The sequence below is a fragment of the Sphingobacterium sp. SGL-16 genome (genome assembly GCF_011043515.1).
Taxonomy (GTDB): domain Bacteria; phylum Bacteroidota; class Bacteroidia; order Sphingobacteriales; family Sphingobacteriaceae; genus Sphingobacterium; species Sphingobacterium litopenaei.
Window position 1 is genome coordinate 138,368 of record NZ_JAAKGQ010000003.1, and the last position, 25,676, is coordinate 164,043.

Genomic DNA, 25,676 nt, shown 5'->3' on the forward strand with positions numbered 1-25,676 from the left:
AGAATGTCATGAAATATTTATTGCAAATAGTACTTCTATTAATCTTGGCTTTACCTGTTCAGGCAGAAGTTCGGCTACCGTCCATGATCAGTGATAAAATGGTTTTGCAACGCGATACAAAATTAAAAATTTGGGGTTGGGCTGATCCACAAGAAAAAGTGACGGTACGATTTGCTGGCAAATATTATTATACAGCAGCTTCCGATGCAGGAAAATGGGTTGTAGAATTACCGGCCCAACCTGCGGGTGGCCCCCATATCCTAGAGATAAACGAAATAGTGATTCGTGATATTTTATTTGGAGATGTGTGGTTGTGTTCGGGACAGTCTAATATGGAAACTCCGATCGAAAGATTAGTGGAAAGATTTCCTGAAGTAAATGTCTCAAATAACCATATGATTAGATATTTCAAAGTGCCGACGCAAAATACTGCGCTTGCTTTACAGGAAAATATTCTCAACGGTGGAAAATGGTTTTCAGGAGTTGCTTCAGAAGTTATGAATTGGACTGCTTTAGCCTTCTTTTACGCACAAGAAGCATATAATCATACTAAAATCCCACAAGGAATGTTGGTTTCGAGTCTAGGGGGATCTGCTATTGAAAGCTGGATTAGTCAGGGTAATTTGAAAGAATTTCCTGCTTCGGTTGTCGATTTTGAAGCTTTGGATAGTCTTAAATATTATGATAAAGATCAAGGAATGCCCTATTGGACACGACATGATTTTGATGACAAGGATTGGAATACAACATTTATTCCTGCTACATGGCGAGAGCAAGGCATCAAGAATAGAGGCGTAGTATATTATCGAAAAACAATTGATATTCCATCTCAAAAAGAAGGAAGACAAGGTAAATTGTATTTGGGCAATTTAACAGATAGTGATTCCGTATTTATAAATGGAAAATTTATAGGTAGTACTTCTTATCAATATCCACCGCGAAAGTATAATATTCCAAGTGGTGTATTACAATCAGGAGAGAATACAATAGTAGTGCGGTTACGTGCCAATAATGGCAATGGTGAGTTTGTTGCAGATAAGGAGTATAAATTGCAAGTGGATGATTTTACTGTATACTTAACAGGAGAATGGAAATACAAAATCGGAATAGATTTAAACAAGATTTCGCAATTTCGATCCAAAATATCCAATAGCAGATCCGCTGGTTCTGGTTTGTTTAATGGTATGATCTATCCGTTACGCGATTATGCTTTGAAAGGTGTGATTTGGTATCAAGGGGAGACGAATGCGGGTAATCCACAACCTTATGAGCGATTGTTAGAACTTTTGGTTTCAGATTGGAGAGAGCTTTTGAATAATCAGCAATTACCTTTTCTTTTTGTTCAGCTTCCTAATTTTATGCAAAAACGGGAACAACCAACGGATTCAGGTTGGGCTAGAATTCGGGATGCCCAGTTTAAAATTTCAAAAAAAGTTCCAAATACTTTCTTGGCAACTACCTATGATACAGGAGAATGGAATGATATCCATCCATTAAATAAAAAAGATATTGCAAAAAGACTAATGTTAGGCGCTCGTTCTGTAGTATATAAAGAAAAATTAATTTCCTCAGGACCAGTTTATGACAGTTTTAAAATTATCAATGATAAAATTGAAATTTCCTTCGAAGAGAACGGAAGTAAATTGAAAGTGAAAAATAATGAGCTATTGAAACATTTTGCAATAGCCGGAGAAGATAAAAAATTTGTTTGGGCGAACGCTGTAATTAAGGGAGACCGAATTGTAGTGAGTCATCCAGACATTAAACAACCTAAAGCCGTTCGCTATGCTTGGTCAGATAATCCAGAAGACGCGAATTTAATAAATCAAGAAGGTTTATTGGCTTCCCCATTTCGAACGGATGATTGGTAACTACCCTATATTATTAACTATGAAAAGACATAACTTTAAATTTGAGAAGAAAATGGCCCTTGTTATAGGAACGACATTCGCATTATTGTCTTCCAGCTATGCTCAAGTGCCGAGTACGCAACTACAACCCAGCAATGCCGCGATAAAGTTCGTACATAAGGCAGCAGGAAATCCATACCTGCCTTTATGGGAACATTTGCCAGATGGCGAGCCACGTGTTTTTGAAGATCCAGATAAGCCAGGTAAATATCGTGCTTATATCATAGGATCTCATGATCTGCGTCTTACGAGTTATTGTGGACCTGATATCAGAATGTGGTCTGCACCAGTGGAAGATTTGTCTAGTTGGCGTGACGAAGGTCCCATTTTTACGTATCAATCTGATGGTAAATGGGATGTCATGTATGCTCCAGACTTAGTAGAGGTAAAACGTAGAAATGGCGTCAAAGAATATTATTTGTATCCACATAGTCGTGGACCCAATCGAGAAGCCATGGTAGCTAAAAGCCATCGTCCTGATGGTCCGTTTAAACCGATCAACTTAACAGAAGACGGCAAGCGTACTATTCCAGGGTCTATCTTGGGTTTTGATCCTGCTGTGTATGTGGAACAAATTGATGATCCAAAAGATCCAGATTATGAAATTGGTTTCAGAGCATATGCGTATTGGGGTTTTCAACGATCTTTAGCAGCAGAATTAGACCAAAATACGATGTATTCTGTTCGTCCTGGCACAAAAGTAATCGATAGATTTATTCCAGCGAGTGCGCGTTATGGTGTCTTGCGTGATCCGGAAGGAACAGTATATCCGCATATTTTACCGGGAGAAGATTTAGGTTCGTTTAACTTTTTCGAAGCTTCGTCTATTCGTAAAGTAGGTAATAAGTTTGTTTCGGTATACAGTGGTTATTCGGGGCCAGAGTATGGGATGGGAAGTTCAAATTCTACATTACGTTATTTGGTAGGAGATTCTCCTCTAGGACCATGGAAAAGTGGGGGCGTGTTGGTGGATTCAAGAGGGCCTGTGTTGAATGAGGATGGATCAGCTTTGATTGGCACAAATGGTGGACACAATACACATGGAAGTTTAGAGTTAATAAACGGGCAATGGTACGTGTTTTACCATAGACCACCGCGTAATTTTGGTTTTGCACGGCAAGCAGTCGTAGCGCCAGTAAAAATTGAATGGGATGAAAAATCAGTAGCCGACGGAGGTTCTGTTCGTATTCGCGCTTTTGATCCTTATGGTGAGAATAGCATTTGGACAGCAAAAGATAGCAAAGGCAATGAATATAAAGGTGCTGAAGTGACTTCCGAAGGTTTTCATTTTTATGGATTAGACCCCTATCAGTATTATTCTGCAGGATATGCTAGTTATTTGTCTGACGTAGGCGCACAACAGGATTCTTGGGATATTTGGGACAATCATATGCCAGTACATGCTAAAAATGGTCTTATTCTGGGTTATAAATATTTTGGATTTGGCGGTTTAGCAAAAGACCAATATGGATTGAAAGCTTTTAAAGGCACGCAGAAAGGCAATAAGACAGCATTCAATTTATTCTTAATTCCAAAATCAAAAAAATCATTTAAAGTACAGGTTTGGTTGGATGGCCCTTGGACAAATGCCACATGGAAGGGGACAAAAATTGGAGAAATTGTAGTTCCAGCGAACGCGAATTCAACAGAACAAAAATTCACTATAGATGTATCCAAGTTTGTTGATCATTTGAATAAGAAACACGCCATTTTCTTGGTTACTGAAGGAAGCGAAGGAGAATTATTGTACGAATTGAGTGGATTGGGCTTTAGTGCTAAAAACAAACCTTTAGTAAGACCATTAGTTCCTCAAGTAAATATTATGGTAAATGGTAAAGCTATAGAAATTCCTAAAACACCCGTGCGTTCGACGGATATGAATGGTATAGTAGGATATGATTTGTATGAAGCAAAATATGCTGAAAAATTAACTGATTTACCAAACGTTACTGCGAGTTCGGATAACAAAAATGTAAAGGTTTCTATCACTCAAGCCAAATCTTTACAGGAGCCTGCAGTCGTAAAATTTGATTACAATGGAGTGGTTAAAACTTACCAGGTAAGTTTCGCTCAATAATTAGGTAATATATAAAATCGTGAATCCGAGGGTATTATTTGCACTGCAAATAATGCCCTCTCTTTTTATTAAGATGTTCTTCTCGGAAAGTCTTTTCGTTGCGGAAATTCTCGATTTATAGTGATAAATCGGCTTTTTAAACATTTTTATTCTTTAATAATACATATGTATCATATGCTAATTGAATGGACTACTACTTTTACAATATAAACAAAGGCAGATTTGCCATAACTAATTATAAACTGGATTGTAAACCAAATTTTATTTCTACCGTGATTCGTCTGAAATATACACTTATATTTTTATTGCTACTTTTTTGTGGGAAGATACATGCGCAAGAAATTTCTACTAGTCAATTTGTGTATACAAATCAGCAGGAAGGCTATATGAGTTTAGTTGAATCTGGAAATCCAATTCCTATTCTTTATGATGCGCAGGATTGGAAAGGCGTAGTGAGAGCCATCCACAATTTGGAAGAAGATTTTATACAGGTTACTTCCAAGAGACCTTCAAATAATGTAGCTAAGAAATCTATACTAATAGGTACAATAGGTCATTCAACTTATATCGATCAATTAATAAAATCAAAAAAAATAAACGCTAAAGATTTACAGGGCAAAAATGAAAAGTTTATTGTGCAGTTGGTTGTAAATCCGATGCCGGGTGTTGATTCTGCCTTGGTCATCGCAGGTAGTGATAAGCGCGGAACTATTTATGGTATTTATGAATTGTCTAAGCAGATTGGTGTTTCGCCATGGTATTATTGGGCTGACGTTCCAGTATTGAAGCAAAACAACCTTTATTTTAAGCCAGGAACTTATACAGCGGGTGAGCCAGCTGTAAAATACCGTGGTATATTCTTGAATGATGAGTATCCAGCATTGACTCGCTGGGCAAATCGCACATTTGGAGGATATAATAGCAAATTCTATGAGAAAGTATTTGAATTGATTCTTCGTCTAAAAGGAAATTTCCTGTGGCCAGCTATGTGGGGTAATGCTTTTTATGATGACGATAAATCAAATGGTGCGCTGGCTGATGAAATGGGAATTGTGATGAGTACTTCCCACCATGAACCATTGGCTCGTGCTCAACAGGAGTGGAAAAGACATGGAAATGGTGGTGCGTGGGATTATAGTGCGAATGAGCAAGGACTAAAAGAATTTTGGCGTGGTGGTGTTGAGCGCGCTAAAGATTGGGAAACTGTCTTTACCATTGCAATGCGTGGTGATGGCGATGAACCTATGAGTGAAGAACAGAATGTGAGCCTTTTGGAAAAAATAGTGAAGGACCAACGTCAGATTATTGAGAATGTGACGAAAAAGAAAGCGAGTGAGACGCAACAAGTGTGGGCACTATATAAAGAGGTGCAAGACTATTATGACAAAGGAATGCGCGTACCAGATGATGTGACTTTATTGTTTTGTGATGACAACTGGGGAAATGTACGTAAACTTCCTGACCTCAACGCGAAGCCTCGTAAAGGCGGCTATGGCATGTATTATCACTTTGATTATGTGGGTGCTCCTCGTAACTCCAAGTGGATTAACGTTTCGCAGATTTCAAGGGTATGGGAGCAAATGAATTTAACATACGAGCACGGTGTCGATAGAATTTGGGTGGTAAATGTTGGTGATTTAAAACCGATGGAATATCCTATATCTTTTTTCTTAGATATGGCGTGGAATCCAAAACAATTTAAACCTTCTAATTTGTTAAATCATACCGAATCTTGGTGTGCACAGCAATTTGGAGAAAAATATGCAAAAGAGGCAGCGCGACTAATCGATCAGTATACGAAATTTAATCACCGCGTGACACCTGAATTATTAGATCATCGTACCTATAGTTTGCAAAATTACAACGAATTTGAAAGGGTAGTAGCCGAATATAAACAATTATTGGTTGATGCGTACAGGCTTTACAGTGAGATTCCGACAGCATACAAAGATGCCTTTGATCAGTTGGTATTATTCCCTATTAACGGCATGTCCAATTTGTATGACCTGTATTATGCGAAAGCAAAGCATGATGAATTGGTCAAGAATAATGATGTAGAAGCTAATTATTGGGCAGATAAAGTGAAAGCTAGCTTTGAGCGAGATTCTTTGTTGACCGAGCATTATCATAAACTTTCGAATGGAAAATGGAAGCATATGATGGATCAAGTTCGTATAGGCTATAGAATATGGAATGATCCTCCAAAAAGTATTATGCCAGCGGTTACTTATGTGACTCCATCTTCTAATGCTTCGAAGGTTTTCGTTGAAGAGAATGGATATGTCTCTATTGAAGCTAAAAATTATTTTAAAGCAAATAATTCGGGAGAAGTCTATTGGGAAGAGATTCCAAATTTAGGAAAGACAGAGTCTGCTATCACAACATTTCCAGTAACAGCGTCATTAAATAATAATGTATATGTAGAATATAAAGTCCAAATTTCTACTCCTGGAGAGCATAAATTAAATGTGTTGACTTCACCTACATTGAATTATAATGCCAATAAAGGATTGCGATATGCAATATCCATAAATGGACAGCCTGAGATTATTCACAATATTAATGGCCATTACAAAGGGGAGTTGGGAAGATGGCAAGCGCAGCGCATTATTGAAAATTTCACTACGCATAAGTTTGAATCAGCAGGAGAATACACTATTCGTATTCGTCCCTTGGAACATGGCATTGTGATTCAAAAACTAATCTTGGATACTGGAGGGCTGAAAAGGTCATATTTGGGTCCGCCTCAAAGTAAAATGAAACTATAACTAATCAATTATAAAATCGAGATATGAATCTAGATGCACAAACAAAGAGTGAATCCAAAGGCTTTTATAAGCTTTCTCAAGTCCAACGAATAGGTTTTGGTTCTGGGGATTTGGCTCAAAATTTAATCTATCAAACCGTGTCGATGTATTTGCTGATATTTTATACCAATGTTTTTGGTATATCAGCTGCAGCAGCTGGCGTTATGTTTTTGGTAGTACGCATTATTGATGTGATTTGGGATCCAATTGTGGGGGCATTGGTCGACAAAGGTAATCCGAAGTTAGGAAAGTACAGGTCATATTTAATTTTAGGAGGTATTCCGCTGACAGGTTTTGCTATACTTTGTTTCTGGAATGGTTTTTCAGGATCATTGACCTATGCATATATTACGTATGTAGGTTTATCGATGCTTTATACCCTGATAAATGTGCCATATGGGGCTTTGAACGCATCATTAACTCGCGATACGGACGAAATCACCAAGCTTACATCTACGCGTATGTTTATGGCAAATTTGGGCGGATTAGCCGTGGGTTATGGAGTGCCAATTATAGTCCAATATTTTTCACCTGATGGAAAAATAAATTCTAGTGCCTCAGGAGAAGCTTGGTTCATCACGATGACAATATACGCGCTTGTCGGTCTAGTATTGTTGATTTTCTGTTATACACAGACCAAAGAGCGGGTCATTATGGATGAGAAAGAAACAGAAAATGTGAAGGTTTCTGATCTATGGCTAGAATTTAAGCATAATGGTCCTTTGCGCATTTTAGCGTTCTTCTTTATTACAGCTTTTGCGATGATGGCAATTGGGAATTCCGCAGGATCATACTATATGATTTATAATATTCAGTCTCCAGAAATGCTCCCTTATTTTATGGCTTTGGGCTCAATACCAGCTTTTATTTTTATGCCTTTGGTGCCTGCTATCAAAAGAGCTATTGGCAAAAAGCAGATGTTTTATGTCTTTTTGACTGTAGCTATAATAGGCATGGTGATGCTTTATATTATCTCAGTCGTACCCACACTTAAATCTCAAATTTGGTTGGTTTTTGTAGCACAATTTATAAAATCAACAGGTATTATTGTGGCAACAGGTTATATGTGGGCATTGGTGCCCGAAGTAATATCTTTTGGGGAATACACTACAGGAAAACGTATATCTGGAATTGTAAACGCATTGACAGGAATCTTTTACAAAGCTGGGATGGCTTTAGGTGGGGTAGTGCCAGGATTAGTTTTGGCCTATGTAGAATTTGATAAGGATAATGTCCTTGCACAATCTGCTAAAGCACAACAAGGTATATTGTGGTTAGTGGTGGTGATACCCGCAATACTTCTGTTTGTAGCTATGTTCATTATCTCCAAATATGAATTAGAAGATGATGTTATCGATAAAATAAACTATGAAATTGAAACTAGAAACTCTAAATAAATACATACTACATGAATATAATTAAGACAATCCTTTTGGTGGGTGTAACATCAGTTTGTGTTGCATGTTCATCAACGAAGTCGCAAACTGTCTCCAATACAAAGGCTTACAGCAATACATTGAAAGATGCTTATAACGGCAAATTTTATATAGGAACGGCTCTAAATCTTAATCAGATTTGGGAGCGGAATGAAAAAGCGAAAGAAGTAATCGAAACGCATTTCAATTCTATTGTAGCAGAAAATTGTATGAAAAGTGAAAATCTCCAACCGCGAGAGGGAGAATTTAACTTCACAGATGCCGATAAATTCGTGGAGTATGGAGAGAAGCATGGCATGCATATCATAGGTCACACTTTGATTTGGCATTCACAAGCGCCTACATGGTTTTTTAAAGATGCTAATGGCAATGACGTGAGCCGTGAAGTGTTAATTGAACGTATGCGTAAACATATCCATACAGTAGTAGGAAGATACAAAGGAAGAATCCGAGGCTGGGATGTGGTGAATGAAGCGATTTTGGATAATGGTGAATGGCGTAAAAGTAAATTCTATCAGATTGTAGGTGAGGATTTCATTAAGTTGGCTTTCCAATTCGCACATGAAGCCGATCCTAATACAGAATTGTATTATAACGATTATTCTACTGCTATTCCAGCGAAGCGTGAGGGTATATATAAAATGGTGAAGCAAGTGATAGATAGTGGTGTCAAAGTACATGGAATCGGTATGCAAGAGCACAATGGCTTAGATCACCCTTCTATTGAGGAGACAGAAAATTCTATCCTAAGATTCTCTAGTTTAGGAGTAAAAGTAATGGTTACTGAAATGGAAATTTCTGTACTTCCAAATGGTCGTCCAAATATGGGGGCGGAAATTAGTGATCGTGTTGCATACAGAAAAGAATTAAATCCATATGTGGATGGTTTGCCGGATGAAAAAATGAAAGAATTGGGAGCGCGCTATAAAGAGTTCTTTTCACTCTATCTAAAACATCAAGATAAAATCGACCGGGTGACACTTTGGGGTGTTGGCGATGGAGATTCATGGAAAAATGGTTTCCCTGTGCCAGGAAGAACAGATTATCCGCTATTATTTGATCGCGAGTATAAAGTAAAACCTTTTGTACAGGATTTAATTGAGTTGGGTAGAAAAAAATAATTGATAAATAGTAGAAACGTAGATAAATGAGCAAGGGAAGATATTTATTTCCAAATGACTATATGGCTGATCCATCAGCTCACGTCTTCAATGGTAAGATTTATATATATCCGTCGCACGATTGGGAGAGCGGTGTACCTGAAAATGATAATGGCGATCATTTTAATATGAAAGACTACCATGTCTTTTCGATGGAAGATATTGAATCTGAAGTGGTGGATCATGGTAAAGTATTAGGTGTAGAGGATATAGCTTGGTCGGGTAGACAATTGTGGGATTCGGATGTAGCACAAAAGGATGGAAAATACTATATGTATTTTTCTATGAAAGACAAGACGGATATCTTTCGTCTTGGAGTTGCGGTTAGTGACAAACCAGAAGGACCTTTCATTCCACAAGAGAATCCAATTAAAGGAAGCTACAGTATTGATCCATGTGCTTTTCAAGATGATGATGGTTCTTATTATCTTTATTTTGGAGGAATTTGGGGGGGGCAGTTGCAATATTACCGCAATAATAAGCTGATTGATGGTTCGGTATTACCACACTTTGATGAAGATTCATTGACAGCAAAAGTTGCAAGACTAACAGATAATATGTTAGAATTTGCTGAAGAACCAAAAGATGTACTGATTCTTGACGAAGAAGGCAATCCATTGAAACAAGGCGATACCGAAAGACGTTTTTTCGAAGCTTCGTGGATGCATAAATACAATGGTAAGTATTATTTTTCTTATTCAACGGGAGATACTCATTTGTTGTGCTATGCGATTGGCGACAATCCATACGGTCCCTTTACCTACCAAGGCGTTATACTAACACCTGTTGTGGGATGGACAACACACCATAGTATTCTTCAATTCAAAGATAAATGGTATTTATTCCATCATGATTCGGTGCCTTCGGGTGGTAAAACCTGGCTAAGAAGCATGAAAGTTATCGAACTGCAATACGATAACGAAGGGAAAATTATTACCATCGAGGGTCAATAGTGATTCAAAATTGAGTAGAAGAAGTAAGCCTGCTTACTTTTTCTACTATTTATTATTTGCATTTTCTTTCTGTTAGAAAATTAACCAATCTAATCTACCTTTTTTATGTCGTTGCGCAGAGCTCATATTGTATATATTCTTTTTATTCTAATCTGTACCCAAACTTTTGCGGAAGATGGAAGTCAATTGTGGCTACGTTTTGAAAAAGTTTCAGCAGAAATTTCAGCTAAAAGAACTATTAAAACAAAATCCGTTGATCCTACAGTTTTACTGGCCAAACAAGAATTGGAAGATTATTGGAAAGGAAATAATGTAGAACTATTGATAGACCGAAAATTAACGAAACTGAAAGACGGCTTTAAAATCACTTCATCAGGAAGTAAACTGCAAATCGTTGCTAATAAGCCTGCAGGTCTTTTATATGCAGCGTATCATATATTGCAAAAGCAAAATGAGGGTGCTGAAATAACCCATTATAATGTAGAAGAAATCCCATCTTATGATATTCGTATTCTAAATCACTGGGACAATCTCGATCGTACAGTGGAACGTGGTTACGCAGGATATTCTTTATGGAAATGGGCTGAATTACCACAAGTTTTGAGTCCTCGCTATGAAGAATATGCACGTGCCAATGCATCAATTGGTATTAATGCGACGGTCTTAAATAATGTAAACGCGTCACCTCAGATATTGACGCCCGAATATTTAACCAAAGTCAAAGCCCTAGCCGATATATTTAGAAAATATGGCATCAAAGTGTATTTGTCTGTGAATTTTTCTTCTCCTAAAGTCATTGGAGGATTGGAAAATTCAGATCCGTTGAACAAAGACGTTCAGTTGTGGTGGAAGAATAAAGTGAAAGAAATTTATCAGCTGATTCCCGATTTTGGCGGGTTCTTAGTGAAAGCCAATTCAGAAGGTCAGCCCGGACCTCAAGATTATGGACGTACACATGCGGACGGAGCGAATATGTTAGCAGATGCGATTAAGCCTTACGGCGGAATGATTATGTGGCGTGCTTTTGTGTATAATCCAACGAAAGAAGATCGTGCAAAACAGGCTTATCAGGAGTTTGTTCCTTTGGACGGACAGTTTCGAGATAATGTAATTATTCAAATAAAAAATGGTCCAATTGATTTTCAACCAAGAGAGCCGTTCACACCTTTATTTGGAGCAATGCGAAATACAGCGCAGATGGTTGAATTTCAGATTACGCAAGAATATTTAGGGTTCTCCAATCACTTGGTATACTTAGCACCATTATTCAAAGAAACATTGGATAGTGATACGTATGCAGATGGTGCGGGAACTACTATTGCTAAAATTACAGATGGTACTGTTCGTAAGATTTCGAAATCAGCTATTGCTGGAGTTGCAAATATTGGAGAAGATGTGAATTGGACAGGACATCATTTTGCGCAAGCCAATTGGTTTGCGTTTGGAAAATTAGCCTGGAATCATCAACTGAGTTCAGAAGATATTGCCAAAGAATGGCTGAAGCTCACTTTTACAAAAGATGAAACTTTTGTAAAAGATGTCACTGATATGATGTTGACTTCTCGTGAGACTGTAGTGAATTATATGATGCCATTAGGTTTACATCACATTTTTGCTTTCGATCATCATTACGGTCCCGAACCTTGGGGCAATATGCCTGGGGGAAGAGCAGATTGGATGCCTTGGTATTATCATAATGCTAATGAGAAGGGGTTAGGTTTTAATCGAACTACCTCAGGTAGTAATGCTGTAGTGCAATATAATGAGCCTTTGCGATCCTTATTCAATGATATTCAAACCTGTCCCGAAAACCTCATATTATGGTTTCACCATGTTTCTTGGGATCATAAAATGAAAAGCGGACTTACTTTATGGGAAGAGATATGCACACATTATGATCGCGGCGTGCAAGATGTGCGAGCGTATCAGCGTCTTTGGGACAAGATGGAGTCCTATGTGGACGCCCAAAGATTTAAAGAAATACAAAGCAAACTTAAAATACAAATTAAAGATGCTGTTTGGTGGAAAGATGCCTGTTTACTCTATTTTCAGACGTTTTCGAGAAAGCCGATTCCTTATTATATTGAAAGGCCTATTCATGAGCTGGAAGAGTTAAAGAAAATAAAACTTCCTCTAAAACATCATAACTAATCAACCATGAAAAGACTTAGTTTTATTCTTAATATCTTTTTTGCCTGTGCACTATTGCTAGGTTGTGCAAAATCTTCCGATGAAACTCAAAATGTAGATTTGAGATTCAAAGAAGAAGAACTTTTGTTAGATTCCCAAGCAGGAATAGCAGCATTGACTATCATTTGGAGCAATACAGAATGGGAAATTAGTACGCCAACAGATGGTTTTCTTTCAGGATTTAATTTCTTAAAAGGGGGGAGTTTTACGCATAGTAATCAAACTCGTGTTCAATTCAATTTTTCTGAAAACAATACCAATTCGGAGCGTGTGCAGACTATTCAGCTTAAAAATGTCTTAACAAGTGAAACTACGCAGATTACAGTAAAACAATCGCCTAAACCCCCGAATGTGCTTGAAGTAAAGTCGTCTACAACTTATCAACAGATAACAGGTTTCGGTGGAATGCTTAATCCAGCTTTATGGCAAGGAGGAAACCAATTAACTAACGCAGAGATAGAAAGATTGTACGGGGCCAATGGTCTTGGATACAAAATGCTGCGTATGATGATTTATCCAAACTCCAATGATTGGAGTAGAGATTTAGCTGTTGCACAAAAAGCACAATCTTTGGGGGCAAGAATATTTGGTTCTCCTTGGTCGCCACCAGCTCATATGAAGAGCAGTAAACAGCAGGGAGGTGGAAATGGCGGTTATTTATTGCCTGAATATTATGCGGATTATGCCAAACATTTGAATGCTTTCGTTGATTATATGGCTGCTAATGGTGTGACCATAGAAGCTGTTTCTATACAGAATGAACCAGATTGGGATCCAGAATATGATGCATGTGTATGGACAGGTCAGCAAATTTTGGATTTTATAAAAAATCATGGAAAAGATATCAAAGTCAAAGTAATAGCTGCGGAAGCGGTGAATTTCAAAAAGGAATTTACGGATCCTGTATTAAACGATCCTATAGCGCGTGAACATTTGGATATTGTTGGAACACATCTTTATGGTGGGGGAATTGGCGATTATCCTTTGGCAAGACAGTACAATAAGGAAATCTGGATGACAGAGCATTTGTTGAATAACAATTCTGCGAATGATTGGAGCTGGAATGATGCCTTGATTTTTGCTAAAGAATTGCACGATTGTATGGAAGCTAATTTTAATGCCTACATCTGGTGGTATTTGAAAAGACATTACAGTATGCTTGGAGATGGCGAATATGGCACAACAAAAAGTGAAGTGTTGAAACGTGGCTATGTACTGTCGCATTATGCACAATATGCTTCAGAGCGTAAGAGAATAGCTGTAGATAAAGTTCCAAATAATAACAATATTCTTTTGACAGCTTATGAAAGCGTTAACGATTATACTTTGATTATTCAAAATCAAGGTGACGCTATCATACCATCTGTTCAATTTGATTTTCCACAAGCGTTTAATAGTGTGAGTGCTGTGGAAACTAATTCTACCAAAAATATGGAAGCTGTAACGGTCAGCGCGATAAAAAATAATCAAGCTGTATCGTTGACAATTAATCCTAAATCCATTCTCTCCGTAAAAATTAAGAAATAAATTATGTATAATCTTCGATTTCTATTTACACTTTTAATCCTATGTAATTATGCTTTTGTAAAAGCCCAAGTGGCCATTATAGAAAGCCCTGATAAACAATTGCGGGTGGATGTACACGTGGATGCAAATAAAGCTTTCTATACCGTAATATTTCAAGGAAAGACCATTTTGGAAACGTCCCCACTTGGCTTTAAAACCAATGAAGGCGATTTTTCTTCAGGTATTACCTTTGAAGGAAGTAAATCTTCGGTAGTAGAAAAACAGTATGCACAAGATCGAATAAAGGTTTCAAATGTAAATTATAAAGCCAATTCACTAACGGTTAGTTTTTCAAATACGGATAAAAAATCCTTTGCTGTCACATTTCAAGTAAGTAATAATGATATTGCATTTCGATATGATCTGCCTACTTGGAAAGATACGCGAAGTGTAGTAATTCACGAAGAGAACACAGGTTATAAATTTCCATCGACTACAACAGCTTTCATTTCTACGATGATGAAACCAATGACAGGTTTTGCACGTACGGCTGTGAGTTACGAAAGTGGATATAATATTGATTCGCCCATTTCTGCAGCTAAAAGTCAATATGGTTTTGTTTTCCCAAGTTTATTCAAAGTCGGAGAAAATGGCTGGGCTTTACTTTCGGAAACGGGGGTAACAAGTGCTTATTGTGCCTCTCATTTAAGTGAGATTTCTGCCGAAGGCATCTTTTATGTGGCTTATCCACAACAAGAACAAAACAACGGTTTTGGTAGTACTGGAGCAGCACTTTCTTTACCAGGATCGACTCCTTGGCGGACAATTACAGTAGGTAAGAATTTAAATCCTATTGTGCAGACCACCATTCCTTTTGATGTGGTGGATCCCTTGTATGCCCCATCACAAAACTACAAGTTTGGTAAGTCAACTTGGAGTTGGATTGTGTGGCAAGATCAGAGTATGAACTGGGATGATCAAGTAAAATATATTGATCTGGCTTCTGCTTTGGGTTATCCATATATTTTGATTGATGCTTTGTGGGATACAAATATTGGCAGAGATAGAATGGAGAAATTAATTCAATATGCTAATTCTAAAAAGGTAGATGTCTTCTTATGGTACAATTCAAATGGTACTTTCAATGATGCACCACAAGGTCCTAGAAACCGTATGCATACAGCTATCGCGCGGAAGCAAGAAATGAAATGGCTTCAGAAAATCGGCGTGAAAGGACTAAAAGTAGATTTCTTCGGTGGAGATAAACAAGAAACTATGCGTCTGTATGAAGATATTCTTTCCGACGCAAATGATCATGGTTTGATGATTATTTTCCATGGAGCTACTTTACCGAGAGGTTGGGAACGACTGTATCCAAATTATGTAGGGAGCGAAGCAGTTCTTGCCTCGGAAATGTTGATATTCTCACAATATGCTCGCGACAATGAAGCGATTTTTGCCACCTTACATCCTTTTATTCGCAATGCAGTGGGTAGTATGGAGTTTGGAGGAGTCTTTTTCAATAAATTTCTGACTAAGGATAACAAAAGTAGAAATAAGCGACTTACGACGGATGCCTTTCAAGCAGCGACAGCGATTTTATTTCAAAATCCTATACAGCCTTTTGCGCTTACACCAAATAATTTGACAGATGCGGAGCCTTTTCTCATAGATTTTATGAAAGAAGTACCGACTACTTGGGATGAAACATTATATCTCGATGGCTATCCCGGTCAATATGTAATTCTTGCCAGAAGACATAAAGAGAAGTGGTATATAGCTGGGGTGAATGCTAAAAAAGAAGTAATCAAACTGAAAGTGAATGCGTCCATGCTAAAAAGTAAAACACTAAAACTGATTACAGATGATCAAAATAATAGCCCTAAACATCAAGATATTAAAATAGATAAAAATGGTCAGTTTGAAATTTCTATTCAGCCAAATGGAGGTTTTGTAATTCATTAATTAATATAAAAAATCGTCACTATGAATAATTTGAGAAGATTGTTAAAATATATTCCTTTGCTATCAACCGTATTTGCTTTCGGTTGCCAACAATCTAAACACGGAAATTCTAACACAGAACCTGGAGAACCTTTATTTAGTAATTTCACCTATGTCGGAAAAGATAAAATTTACGAACAAAATCCACTTCAAGAAGGGCAATTTTATAGTCCAATATTGCAAGGATGCTATCCAGATCCTAGCATTGCTCGTAAAGGAGACGATTATTATTTAGTGAATTCTTCTTTCGCAATGTTTCCTGGAGTACCTATTTTTCATTCCAATGATTTAGTTAACTGGAAACAAATAGGTCATGTTTTGGATCGTGAATCGCAATTAAAAGTGCAAACAGCAGGAATTAGTGAAGGCATTTATGCACCTGTAATTCGTTATAACCCGAACAATGACACATTCTACATGATTACCACTCAATTTGCTGGAGGTATTGGCAATATGGTGGTAAAAACGAAAGATCCTAAAGAAGGCAATTGGTCTGATCCAATTAAACTTAATTTCGAAGGTATTGATCCGTCATTTTTTTTTGATGATAATGGTAAAGCTTACGTAGTTCATAATGACGCTCCTGATCCCGGAAAAGAATTATATACTGGACATCGCGTAATTAAAATTTGGGATTACGATGTGGAAAAAGATCAGATTATAGCAGGAACAGACAAAATCATCGTGGATGGAGGAGTCGATATTTCCAAAAAGCCGATATGGATTGAAGCGCCACATATTTATAAAAGAAATAATAAATATTATCTTATGTGTGCAGAGGGAGGCACAGCAGATGATCACAGCGAAGTTATTTTCGTGAGTGATAATCCTCGAGGTCCTTATAAACCTGCTGCCAAAAATCCAATATTAACTCAGCGTCATTTGGACAAAAGTCGCCTTAATCCTGTAGAATGGGCAGGTCATGCTGATATTGTCGAAGGGCCTGACGGAGGGTTGTATGCTGTATTCTTGGCCATCAGACCTAACGAAAAGAACCGAGTAAATATAGGACGTGAGACTTTCATGTTGCCAGTAGATTGGTCAGGTGAATTTCCTGTTTTTCAAGGAGGTTTGGAAGCATTCAAACCCACTATTCCTATGCCGAATGGTGTAACAAATAAAATGAATACTTCTGATTATTTTCCGAATGGAAATTTCATTTTCACTGAAAAGTTTAATGATAATGCTTTTGATCATCGTTGGGTGGCTTTAAGAGGACCTCGAGAATCATTTTCTGAATTAACGGAAAAGGGTTTAAAAATAAAACCTTTCGAAGTTTCGATAAAAGAGAAGAAACCAATTTCGGCTCTATTCCATCGTCAACAGCACAATAGTTTTTCTGTGGAGGTAGAGATGGATTATACCCCAACTTCGGATAAAGATCTTGCAGGTATTTCAACATTACAAAGCGAGAATTTTCATTATGTATTCGGAGTTACCAAATCGGGTAACGATAGCTACATTGTGCTCGCTAGAACAGAGAAAGGCGAAACAAAAATTTTGGCATCTAAAAAATTTGATAATAATTCTCCTGTAAAATTAAATGTTAATGCTGCTGGCGATTATTATACCTTCAATTTTTCGCAGAATGGTAAGGAGTACGAAAATCTAGGAGGTACTGTTTCTGGCGACATTTTGTCCACCAATATAGCAGGCGGATTTACTGGTGCTTTAATCGGTTTGTATGCCACCAAAAACAATGATATAAATCTCTAATTCATAATTGTTAGTATAGTTAAGCTCGCGATTCATTTGATTCTTAAGTCCCCTAAGATGAAAGTGAATCGCACTTTTTTGTGAATTACTCTTAACTTTTCAGGCTGTCTATAAATTTTTCAAACTCATTTTTTCTATTCATCAACACAGGTCCATGACCAAAACAAATAATCTTTGGATGCAAAGTATTCAGCTTTTGCAGGGATTGAATATTCTGGTTTTGATTGGATGTGAAAAGGAAAGGCGGAAGTTGTAACCCTACTACCGTAGTTAATAAATTCATATTGCAAAGAGCATCTCCAATTATTAAAGTACCATCTCTTTCTCTATAGAAGGACAAATGTCCTGCTGTATGACCAGGTGTCTCTATTACTTCAAAATCGCCAATAACATCCCCATTTTGGAGTATTTGTGTAACAGGATAACCAGCTCCTGCCCAGTATTTTTGTTGAAGTTTTGCTATCATTCCGCTAGGTGAAGGATAATCCGCTACGACGAAACCAGTCTCGGCTTTTTGTACTTCTTCTTTATGGCAAAGTAAAGGAACGTTTAATTCACTACATATACGTGCGCTACAGCCTTGATGATCTGCATGCGCGTGAGTTAAAACATGTGTATGTATTGGGTTTTTATCAAAGGCTTTACGGATCTTTTTATATCCGCATTGTATGCCAGAATCGAATAGTATGCCATCCGCTATATAGCAATTGATACTATTTCTGGGCAGAACAGAAATTTGTAAGAGATCTTGGTTGATTTGATTCATTTGGTTTTAATTTCAATAACAATATAAGTGTTTTAAGGTGAATTACTGTTTCTTGCGGTAGGTACTTGGCGTTTCTCCAGTGAGTTGTTTAAATAACCTAATAAAATAGGAAATATTATCAAAACCTAATTTATAAGCTATATTCTTGAGGCTCATATCTTCCACTAAAATAAGTAATTGAGCTTTCTCAATTTTCTTCTGATTGATGTACTTTGCTGGAGTACAGCCCATTTGTTTTTTAAATAAACGAATCAAGTGGTCTTTTGTGAGATTCGCTAAGTTGGCTAACTCTTCAATGCTAATGGAATGCTCTATTCTTTCATGAATATAAGTTATTACGCGATGTATTCGGTTGTCATGTATATCTGTTTTAACCTTTGCATGATCCAAAAATCTAGAAAGTAAGATATTAATTATGGATTGAGATTCTAGTTTGATGGCTGGATGATTTTCGTAATTGAGCGAAATATTCTTAATGAGTTCTTTTGAACTTTCGTAAGAAGAAGGATCATATTTTGTCAATTCTCGATTTGGGTTGATAAAATATAACCTTTGAATTAATTGCGCAATTAAAGGATCTGCTTCTATTTCAATAGGGAATTTATATAGGTCGAAAATGCTGGAATAGTGTTGTAAATTTTCATACAAATGGATATAAAAAACATGAAATTCCTGATCACAACTATAACTATGCTGTGTATAGGATGGAGTGAGATACAGATGATTTTCTCTGAGTTCGATAGATTCTTTATGGTGCAAAATCACCGCTTTTCCTTTCACAACAAAATGTATGCGAACAAAGGGACTATTAATTCCTTGATAATTCCAGTCAGCAACATGCTCTGCATATCCAATATTTAACAAGATGAAATCTAAATTATCAATAGCGCCTTTAAGAGACATTGTTTTTCTGATTAAGTTTCTATGGTTTGCTCTAATTTATATATAATATCTCAGAAAGTCGATATAGTGCAATTATTAGTCGATAGTATTAAACGATTTAACGTCTTTAATACCTTACTTTTGAATAGAGACATTTACTTATATCCAATTATAAAATCAATAATATCCAACAGTAACAAAAAAAGATATATGTTTTGCTTTTAATTCTAATTCAAGACCATATCGATATACTGTAATTAATGGGAGAAAAATGATTTGAAGAAATTAAATTATGAATAGAAGAACCGCAATAAAATCATTAGGAGCAATACTACCAACCTTATTTTTAAGTAAATCTTTTCCCTTATTAGCGAATGATAATTGGGGAAAAGCACCTTTTAATCCTACTTGGTCATCGTTAGAAAATTATAAAGTACCTCAATGGTTTCGTGACGCTAAGTTTGGTATTTGGGCACACTGGGGACCACAATGTCAGCCTGAACGTGGGGATTGGTATGCGCGGGGAATGTATCAGGAAGGATCGGATCAATATAAATATCACGTGGAGAAATATGGACATCCGTCCAAGTTCGGTTTTAAAGATGTCATTAATCAGTGGAAGGCTGAACAATGGAATCCAGAAGAGCTTATGGATTTGTATAAGCGCACCGGAGCACAGTATTTCATGACATTGGCAAATCACCATGATAATTTGGATTTATATAAAAGTTCTCATCACCGTTGGAATAGTCTGAATTTTGGGCCTAAAAAAGATATTGTAGGAGGATGGCAAAAAGCAGCTCGCAAGCGAGGGTTACGCTTTGGGGTGAGTGTGCATGCTGCACATGCTTGGACTTGGTATGAAACAGCACAAAGATCAGATAAGGAAGGTCCATACAAAGGAGTTTCTTATGATGGTAAATTGACTAAGGAAGACGGTAAGGGTACTTGGTGGGAAGGTTACGATCCGCAAGAATTATATGCACAAAACCATGAATTGAGCAAAGATAGTTTGAATGACCACTCGGTTCATGAGCAATGGCACTGGGATGTCAAGACGGGAGTAAGTGTCCCAACTCCAGAGTACTGTGCTAATTTTAAAGACAGAACAATAGAGTTAATAGATAATTACAAGCCTGATGTGGTTTATTTTGACGACACGGCTTTGCCGTTATGGCCAGTAAGTAATGTGGGACTCGAAATTGCAGCGCACTTCTACAATAAAAGTATAAAAGATAATAAAGGTAAACTGGAGGCTGTTATTACCGGGAAAATTCTAAACGAGCAGCAGCGTAAATGTATGGTTTGGGATATCGAACGTGGACAAAGCAAGCGAATAGAACCCGAACCTTGGCAAACTTGTACCTGTATAGGATCCTGGCATTATGACCGTCGTGTATATGATAGAGGAAATTATAAGTCTGCAAAAACTGTAATCCATATGCTCGTGGACGTAGTCAGCAAAAATGGTAATTTATTATTAAGTGTTCCATTACGTGGTGATGGTTCTTTGGATGATAAAGCACGCAAAACTGTAGAGGGAATTGCCGATTGGATGCAAGTAAATAGTGAGGGAATTATCGGATCACGACCATGGCATACATTTGGAGAGGGGCCAGCTATAGCACATGCTCCTGAATTACATGCGCAAGGATTCAATGAAGGTCGAGGAAAACCGCTTACTGCTGAAGATTTCCGTTTTACGCAAAAAGGAAAATCCTTGTATGCTTTTATTATGGGGGAACCCAGCACGAATCAGCTTAAAATACAATCTTTGGGTACAAACTTTTCAAAAGGATTAAAAATTAAAAAAGTCGAATTGCTGGGCTATAAAAAGTCGTTAGCATTTAAACAAGAAGGTGATAACTTACAAGTAGAATGGCCTCAGGATATTAAGAAGAATGAAATTGCACACGTGCTAAAGCTTTCATAATGAGTAAGAGAGAAATTATTTTTTATTATCTTCATGTTTTACCAATAGACCACCAACATGAAGAACATAAATAATAACATATTCCTTGTTTTAGTGTTTATTTTAATTCAACTTCCAGTTTTTTCGCAACAATCTAAAAAGGAAAAGCTGGAGGTGGAAGTATTACATGAAGCTCTTCATAGTATTTTAGATGTTAATACTCAGGTGGAGGTTCTTGTCGAAGGTTTGCGTTGGACAGAAGGTCCTTTGTGGGTTGAAGCAGAGAAAATGTTGTTGTTTTCTGAAATTCCTTCCAATACTGTCTATAAATGGACTGAGCAAAAAGGGAAAGAACTATACTTAAACCCGAGTGGCTATACTTCTAATGCTAATCCTTCTACACGAGAACCTGGAAGTAATGGTTTGTTACTGGATAAAGAGGGAAACCTAGTATTGTGTCAACATGGAGATCGTCGAATTGCTCGGATGAAAGGTTCGCTAAAAACTCCAATTCCTATTTACAAAACTGTGGTGGATTCGTACGATAATAAACGATTAAATAGTCCCAATGATGCGGTTTACCATCCTGATGGAGACTTGTACTTCACCGATCCACCTTATGGTTTACCCACTCAAAATGATATTGATCCATCCAAAGAAATTTCCTTCAATGGTGTTTTTGTATTTCAAAAAGATGGTAATTTAACGCTTCTTACCGATAAATTATCACGGCCTAATGGTATAGCATTATTTCCTTATTCTAATAAATTACTAGTAAGTAATTCGGATGTAAAAAATGCAGCTTGGTATATCATAGAAACTGAATCAGATACCGTACGGACGTCAGTTTTTTATGATGCCACACCCTTATTGGATGGCTCTCCTGGTTTACCTGATGGTTTAAAAATTAGTAAGAATAATATCGTGTTTGCCAGTGGTCAGGGCGGTGTTTGGATTTTTGATTCTACAGCCAAATTACTTGGAAAAATAAAATTCAAGATGCCTGTTTCTAATGTGGCTTTGTCAGACGATGAAAAATATATGTATTTAACGAATACAGGACGTGTCATTCGAATTCCTTTAAAATAATTGCTTATTACTCCCTAAATCTTTATGAAACTGCTTAGTTGCGAAAACCCGCATAACTTCCAATTCCACGAAACATCAATTCCTTCTTTAGAGGATGGACATTCACTACTTCAAATAAAGAGAATAGGAGTGTGCGGAACGGATATTCATGCTTTTGAAGGCACACAGCCTTACTTTAATTATCCGCGTGTCTTAGGGCATGAACTAGCTGCTGAAATTGTTGAAACTACTTCTGATAATTTAAAAGTAGGCGAATACGTAACGATTATGCCGTATAAGTCTTGTGGCAAATGTGTAGCATGCAAAAGGGAAAAAAATAATTGTTGCGTTTCGATGCAAGTATTAGGGGTTCATATTGATGGCGGAATGGCGGAGTACATTACTGTGCCTAATGATTTGATTATAAAGGGGCAAGGATTAGAATTGGATGAATTAGCTTTGGTAGAGCCTTTTGCAATTAGTGCGCATGCTATTGCCCGGGCAAATTTGCAAAAAGATGATTTTATTTTGGTAGTAGGAGCTGGACCGATAGGGCTAGGTTTAGTTGAGTTTGGTCGAATTGCAGGTGCGAAAGTCATTGTAATGGATGTGAACAAAGAAAGGTTGGCTTTTTGTAAGGGTAAATTAGAAGTGAAGCACACTATTCATATTGGAACGGTTGATCCTTATGAGCGATTAAAAGAAATTACAAACGGTGATATGCCCACAGCAATCTTTGATGCAACTGGTAATCTAAATGCTATTGAACAATCTCTGGAATATTTAGCTCACAGTGGTACTTATGTGCTTGTAGGTATACAGAAAGAAAGTTTTAGCCTCAGCCATCCAGAATTTCACAAAAGAGAATCTACGCTTATGAGCAGCCGCAATGCAACCAAATTGGATTTTGATTTCGTGATGGAGAGTATAAAAAATAAAAAAATAAATCCGTTATTATTTATAACCCATCGTATTCCTTTCGAGGAGGTAATAGAAAGGTTTAATATTTTTAATATTCCTTCAGAAAATGTAATTAAAGCGGTTATAGAACTATAAATAGACTTACTTTAATTTTTTAGCTGATTTGGTAAGTAAGATAATTCCTAGCCAATAGGAAGGAATAAAGGTCATCGCTATATTTATAAAAATCGAATTAAATGTGTTCATGCCTAAGATTATATTGGGCAAGCAAAATAGTACACCAATTAGGGATAATAAAGTTACGGCATAAAATTTCCAAGACTTGATTTTTCCTTTATAAACATAGGCTAATCCGATTAGTACAGGAATAAAATAGATTAAAGATATGGTCAATGTTTCCAATCTACTACCATTCGTTTCGGAAAAGGATTTAGCATGAATTAAGGTCATCAGATTATTTCCAATATGATAAGCTAATAAAAGACAGCCTACTGTTAGTATTGATCTTACAATAAATGTTTTGAAGGGGAGAAGTGTTTTAACAAATACGAATAGGAGTGATATAAGTGCTATAATAATATATCCTTGTCTCAGATAAGATACTAATACTAAGTTATAATCTTTGGGATTGTGTGTAGAAATTTCCAAATAAAGAGGCAGCATCATGCATAATCCACATATAAAAAGCAACCATCCTTTTTTATTAGAATTGTAGGAACGATGTGACATGATTAATAATGTAGAACAGATAATTTTAATACTAGAAATTATCAGAATTAAACAAAAAATATCATCATCTAATACATAACCTTTGGGTACAATTATATCTGAGATAGGTATAAAAGGAAGAATTATAAGTAATACGATTATTAAATAATTTAAGCGTCTCTTCATATGATTGAATTAATTCTGAATACTATTAAGTACCCACATATGATCCCTAATGGAATTTATGTTTGTTTTATTAGTTTTTAAAGTATTAGTTATCGAGGTTCTAATGTAAATGATTATTAATACAGTAGAATATTTTTAACGGGTTAAATATAAGGATAGAAAATATCTTTTAATTAAATTATAGAGGTGAAAACTAAGGTTTTAATAATTTTGTAGAATATTATCCATACTCCTAGTAGAGAATGTTATTTTTGCTTGGATAATTTTTAACTTAAAACAGCTTAGTTGTAATAAAGGGTGGGAAAATTATTTTTTTATTAAACTATTTAATTCGTTGTTGATTTTTACTAAAAAGGATTGTTTTATCTAATCGAGATAGTCTGGTCTTATCCTGTTTTGCGCTCATAATCCAATGCGTAATAACCTTCCGATAGGATGGTGGTTGGTTATTGAAGAAGTTCCAAGCCGAGTGGTCTTGTTTGAATAAATTCTCATATTCTTCTGTTAATACGGATAGCTCTTTTTCATGAGAATATATTCGGGAGTTTTCTTCCTTCCTTATCTCAAAAATTTTTAAACCAGCTGGTTGGAGTAAACCTGCTTTCTTTAGTTTTTCGATTTTTGCTATATTGATATTGCTCCAGATGCTATTAGGCTTTCTAGGGGTAAATCTGATGCTATAACTTTCTTGATCTATGGATTTTCGAATACCATCGATCCATCCATAACACAGGGCTTGATCAACAGATTCAGACCATGTCATACTTGGTTTTCCACTTTTCACCTTATAGAATCCGACTAATAATTCTGTTTGCTTTTGGTGGTTTTTATCCAGCCACGCTCTGAATTGTTCTTGATTTTCGAAGAAAATGGGCGTCATAAGTAAGGAGTGCTGAAAAATTTCTTTTAATGTTGAGATGCAAATAAGGATATTATACTTTCCCTTTATATCTAGGGTCATAATCCAGCATCCACTCAATGCCATATTTATCTCTAAACATTGCAAAATAAGAGCCCCAAGGACTTTCATCCAAAGGCATTTCTATTTCTCCTCCTTCGGATAGACCCTCATAAATTTTCTCCGCTTCTTCTTTGCTTTCTGCGCTTACCACTATTTTACTTCTATTTTCCCTTTCATTGGTTCTTCCCAATATTTCGGGTACATCGTTAGCCATTAAAACGCTCTCACCAATAGGTAGCGCAATATGCATTATTTTGTTTTCCTCATGTGGAGCTATGGGAAATGTTTCACTAGCCATATCCTTAAAGCGGGTGATATTTGCAAATTCGCCTCCAAAGACAGATTGGTAAAATAGAAAAGCTTCTTCAGCATTTCCATTAAAATTAATGTGAGGATTGATGTTTGCCATAATTAAAGCTTTTAATTCGGAATTAGTACGATAAATTTAAGGAAAAATAGTGGGTTTCGAATGAGTGGATAAATATAAGTGATCACAAAAAAAGCCTCACTTTT

The 25,676-nt window shown here is 36.6% G+C and carries 18 protein-coding genes; 13 read left to right on the forward strand and 5 right to left on the reverse strand.

Annotation, left to right across the window (positions count from 1 at the left end; genetic code table 11):
* The first annotated feature begins 8 nt into the window (after positions 1-8).
* The 10 genes from G5B32_RS02340 (at position 9) to G5B32_RS02385 (ending at position 17,759) form a co-directional block, all read left to right on the forward strand.
* Positions 9-1,871 (forward strand): sialate O-acetylesterase, encoded by a 1,863-nt coding sequence (locus tag G5B32_RS02340; protein WP_165289940.1) that lies wholly within the window; start codon positions 9-11, stop codon positions 1,869-1,871.
* Positions 1,872-1,890: 19 nt separating this feature from the next.
* The gene (locus tag G5B32_RS02345) at positions 1,891-3,987 is read left to right on the forward strand and encodes a hypothetical protein (RefSeq protein WP_165289941.1); all 2,097 of its coding nucleotides are present in this window, start codon (positions 1,891-1,893) and stop codon (positions 3,985-3,987) included.
* A 386-nt stretch (positions 3,988-4,373) separates the two neighbouring features.
* A complete protein-coding gene (locus G5B32_RS02350) occupies positions 4,374-6,755 on the forward strand; it encodes a glycosyl hydrolase 115 family protein (RefSeq protein ID WP_240898979.1) in 2,382 nt (793 codons plus the stop codon).
* Between the two features lie 23 nt (positions 6,756-6,778).
* Positions 6,779-8,191: an MFS transporter gene (locus G5B32_RS02355; protein ID WP_165289943.1), complete on the forward strand. Its 1,413-nt coding sequence runs from the start codon at positions 6,779-6,781 to the stop codon at positions 8,189-8,191.
* A gap of 11 nt (positions 8,192-8,202) precedes the next feature.
* On the forward strand, positions 8,203-9,351 hold the full coding sequence (locus tag G5B32_RS02360; RefSeq protein WP_165289944.1) for an endo-1,4-beta-xylanase: 1,149 nt from the start codon (positions 8,203-8,205) through the stop codon (positions 9,349-9,351).
* A 26-nt stretch (positions 9,352-9,377) separates the two neighbouring features.
* Entirely contained in the window at positions 9,378-10,343 is a 966-nt protein-coding gene (locus tag G5B32_RS02365) for a glycoside hydrolase family 43 protein (protein ID WP_165289945.1), read from the forward strand.
* 105 nt (positions 10,344-10,448) lie between these two features.
* Positions 10,449-12,494, forward strand: coding sequence for an alpha-glucuronidase (locus tag G5B32_RS02370; RefSeq protein WP_165289946.1), 2,046 nt, complete (start codon positions 10,449-10,451; stop codon positions 12,492-12,494).
* A 6-nt stretch (positions 12,495-12,500) separates the two neighbouring features.
* Positions 12,501-14,060, forward strand: a complete 1,560-nt coding sequence (locus tag G5B32_RS02375) for a hypothetical protein (RefSeq protein WP_165289947.1) — start codon at positions 12,501-12,503, stop codon at positions 14,058-14,060.
* 69 nt (positions 14,061-14,129) lie between these two features.
* A complete protein-coding gene (locus G5B32_RS02380; protein WP_317166067.1) occupies positions 14,130-16,004 on the forward strand; it encodes a glycoside hydrolase family 97 protein in 1,875 nt (624 codons plus the stop codon).
* Positions 16,005-16,025: 21 nt separating this feature from the next.
* Positions 16,026-17,759, forward strand: coding sequence for a glycoside hydrolase family 43 protein (locus G5B32_RS02385; protein WP_165289949.1), 1,734 nt, complete (start codon positions 16,026-16,028; stop codon positions 17,757-17,759).
* A 91-nt stretch (positions 17,760-17,850) separates the two neighbouring features.
* Here the strand turns inward: G5B32_RS02385 and G5B32_RS02390 are convergent, their stop codons facing one another.
* Both G5B32_RS02390 and G5B32_RS02395 read right to left on the reverse strand, forming a co-directional pair.
* Entirely contained in the window at positions 17,851-18,525 is a 675-nt protein-coding gene (locus tag G5B32_RS02390) for an MBL fold metallo-hydrolase (protein WP_165289950.1), read from the reverse strand.
* A 42-nt stretch (positions 18,526-18,567) separates the two neighbouring features.
* Positions 18,568-19,428, reverse strand: a complete 861-nt coding sequence (locus tag G5B32_RS02395; RefSeq protein ID WP_165289951.1) for an AraC family transcriptional regulator — start codon at positions 19,426-19,428, stop codon at positions 18,568-18,570.
* Positions 19,429-19,699: 271 nt separating this feature from the next.
* Here G5B32_RS02395 and G5B32_RS02400 point away from each other — a divergent pair, with 271 nt between their 5' ends.
* From G5B32_RS02400 to G5B32_RS02410, 3 genes are read left to right on the forward strand one after another with little or no spacing between them, the layout of a single operon-like run.
* Complete coding sequence (locus G5B32_RS02400) at positions 19,700-21,340, forward strand: alpha-L-fucosidase (protein WP_165289952.1); 1,641 nt, start codon at positions 19,700-19,702, stop codon at positions 21,338-21,340.
* A gap of 57 nt (positions 21,341-21,397) precedes the next feature.
* Complete coding sequence (locus G5B32_RS02405; RefSeq protein ID WP_165289953.1) at positions 21,398-22,408, forward strand: SMP-30/gluconolactonase/LRE family protein; 1,011 nt, start codon at positions 21,398-21,400, stop codon at positions 22,406-22,408.
* A gap of 24 nt (positions 22,409-22,432) precedes the next feature.
* Positions 22,433-23,443, forward strand: coding sequence for a zinc-binding alcohol dehydrogenase family protein (locus G5B32_RS02410; protein WP_165289954.1), 1,011 nt, complete (start codon positions 22,433-22,435; stop codon positions 23,441-23,443).
* A 6-nt stretch (positions 23,444-23,449) separates the two neighbouring features.
* Here the strand turns inward: G5B32_RS02410 and G5B32_RS02415 are convergent, their stop codons facing one another.
* The 3 genes from G5B32_RS02415 to G5B32_RS02425 form a co-directional block, all read right to left on the reverse strand.
* Entirely contained in the window at positions 23,450-24,202 is a 753-nt protein-coding gene (locus tag G5B32_RS02415; RefSeq protein ID WP_165289955.1) for a hypothetical protein, read from the reverse strand.
* A 322-nt stretch (positions 24,203-24,524) separates the two neighbouring features.
* Positions 24,525-25,082 (reverse strand): YdeI/OmpD-associated family protein, encoded by a 558-nt coding sequence (locus G5B32_RS02420; RefSeq protein WP_165289956.1) that lies wholly within the window; start codon positions 25,080-25,082, stop codon positions 24,525-24,527.
* Between the two features lie 52 nt (positions 25,083-25,134).
* Positions 25,135-25,572, reverse strand: a complete 438-nt coding sequence (locus G5B32_RS02425; protein ID WP_165289957.1) for a VOC family protein — start codon at positions 25,570-25,572, stop codon at positions 25,135-25,137.
* Between the last annotated feature and the right edge of the window lie 104 nt (positions 25,573-25,676).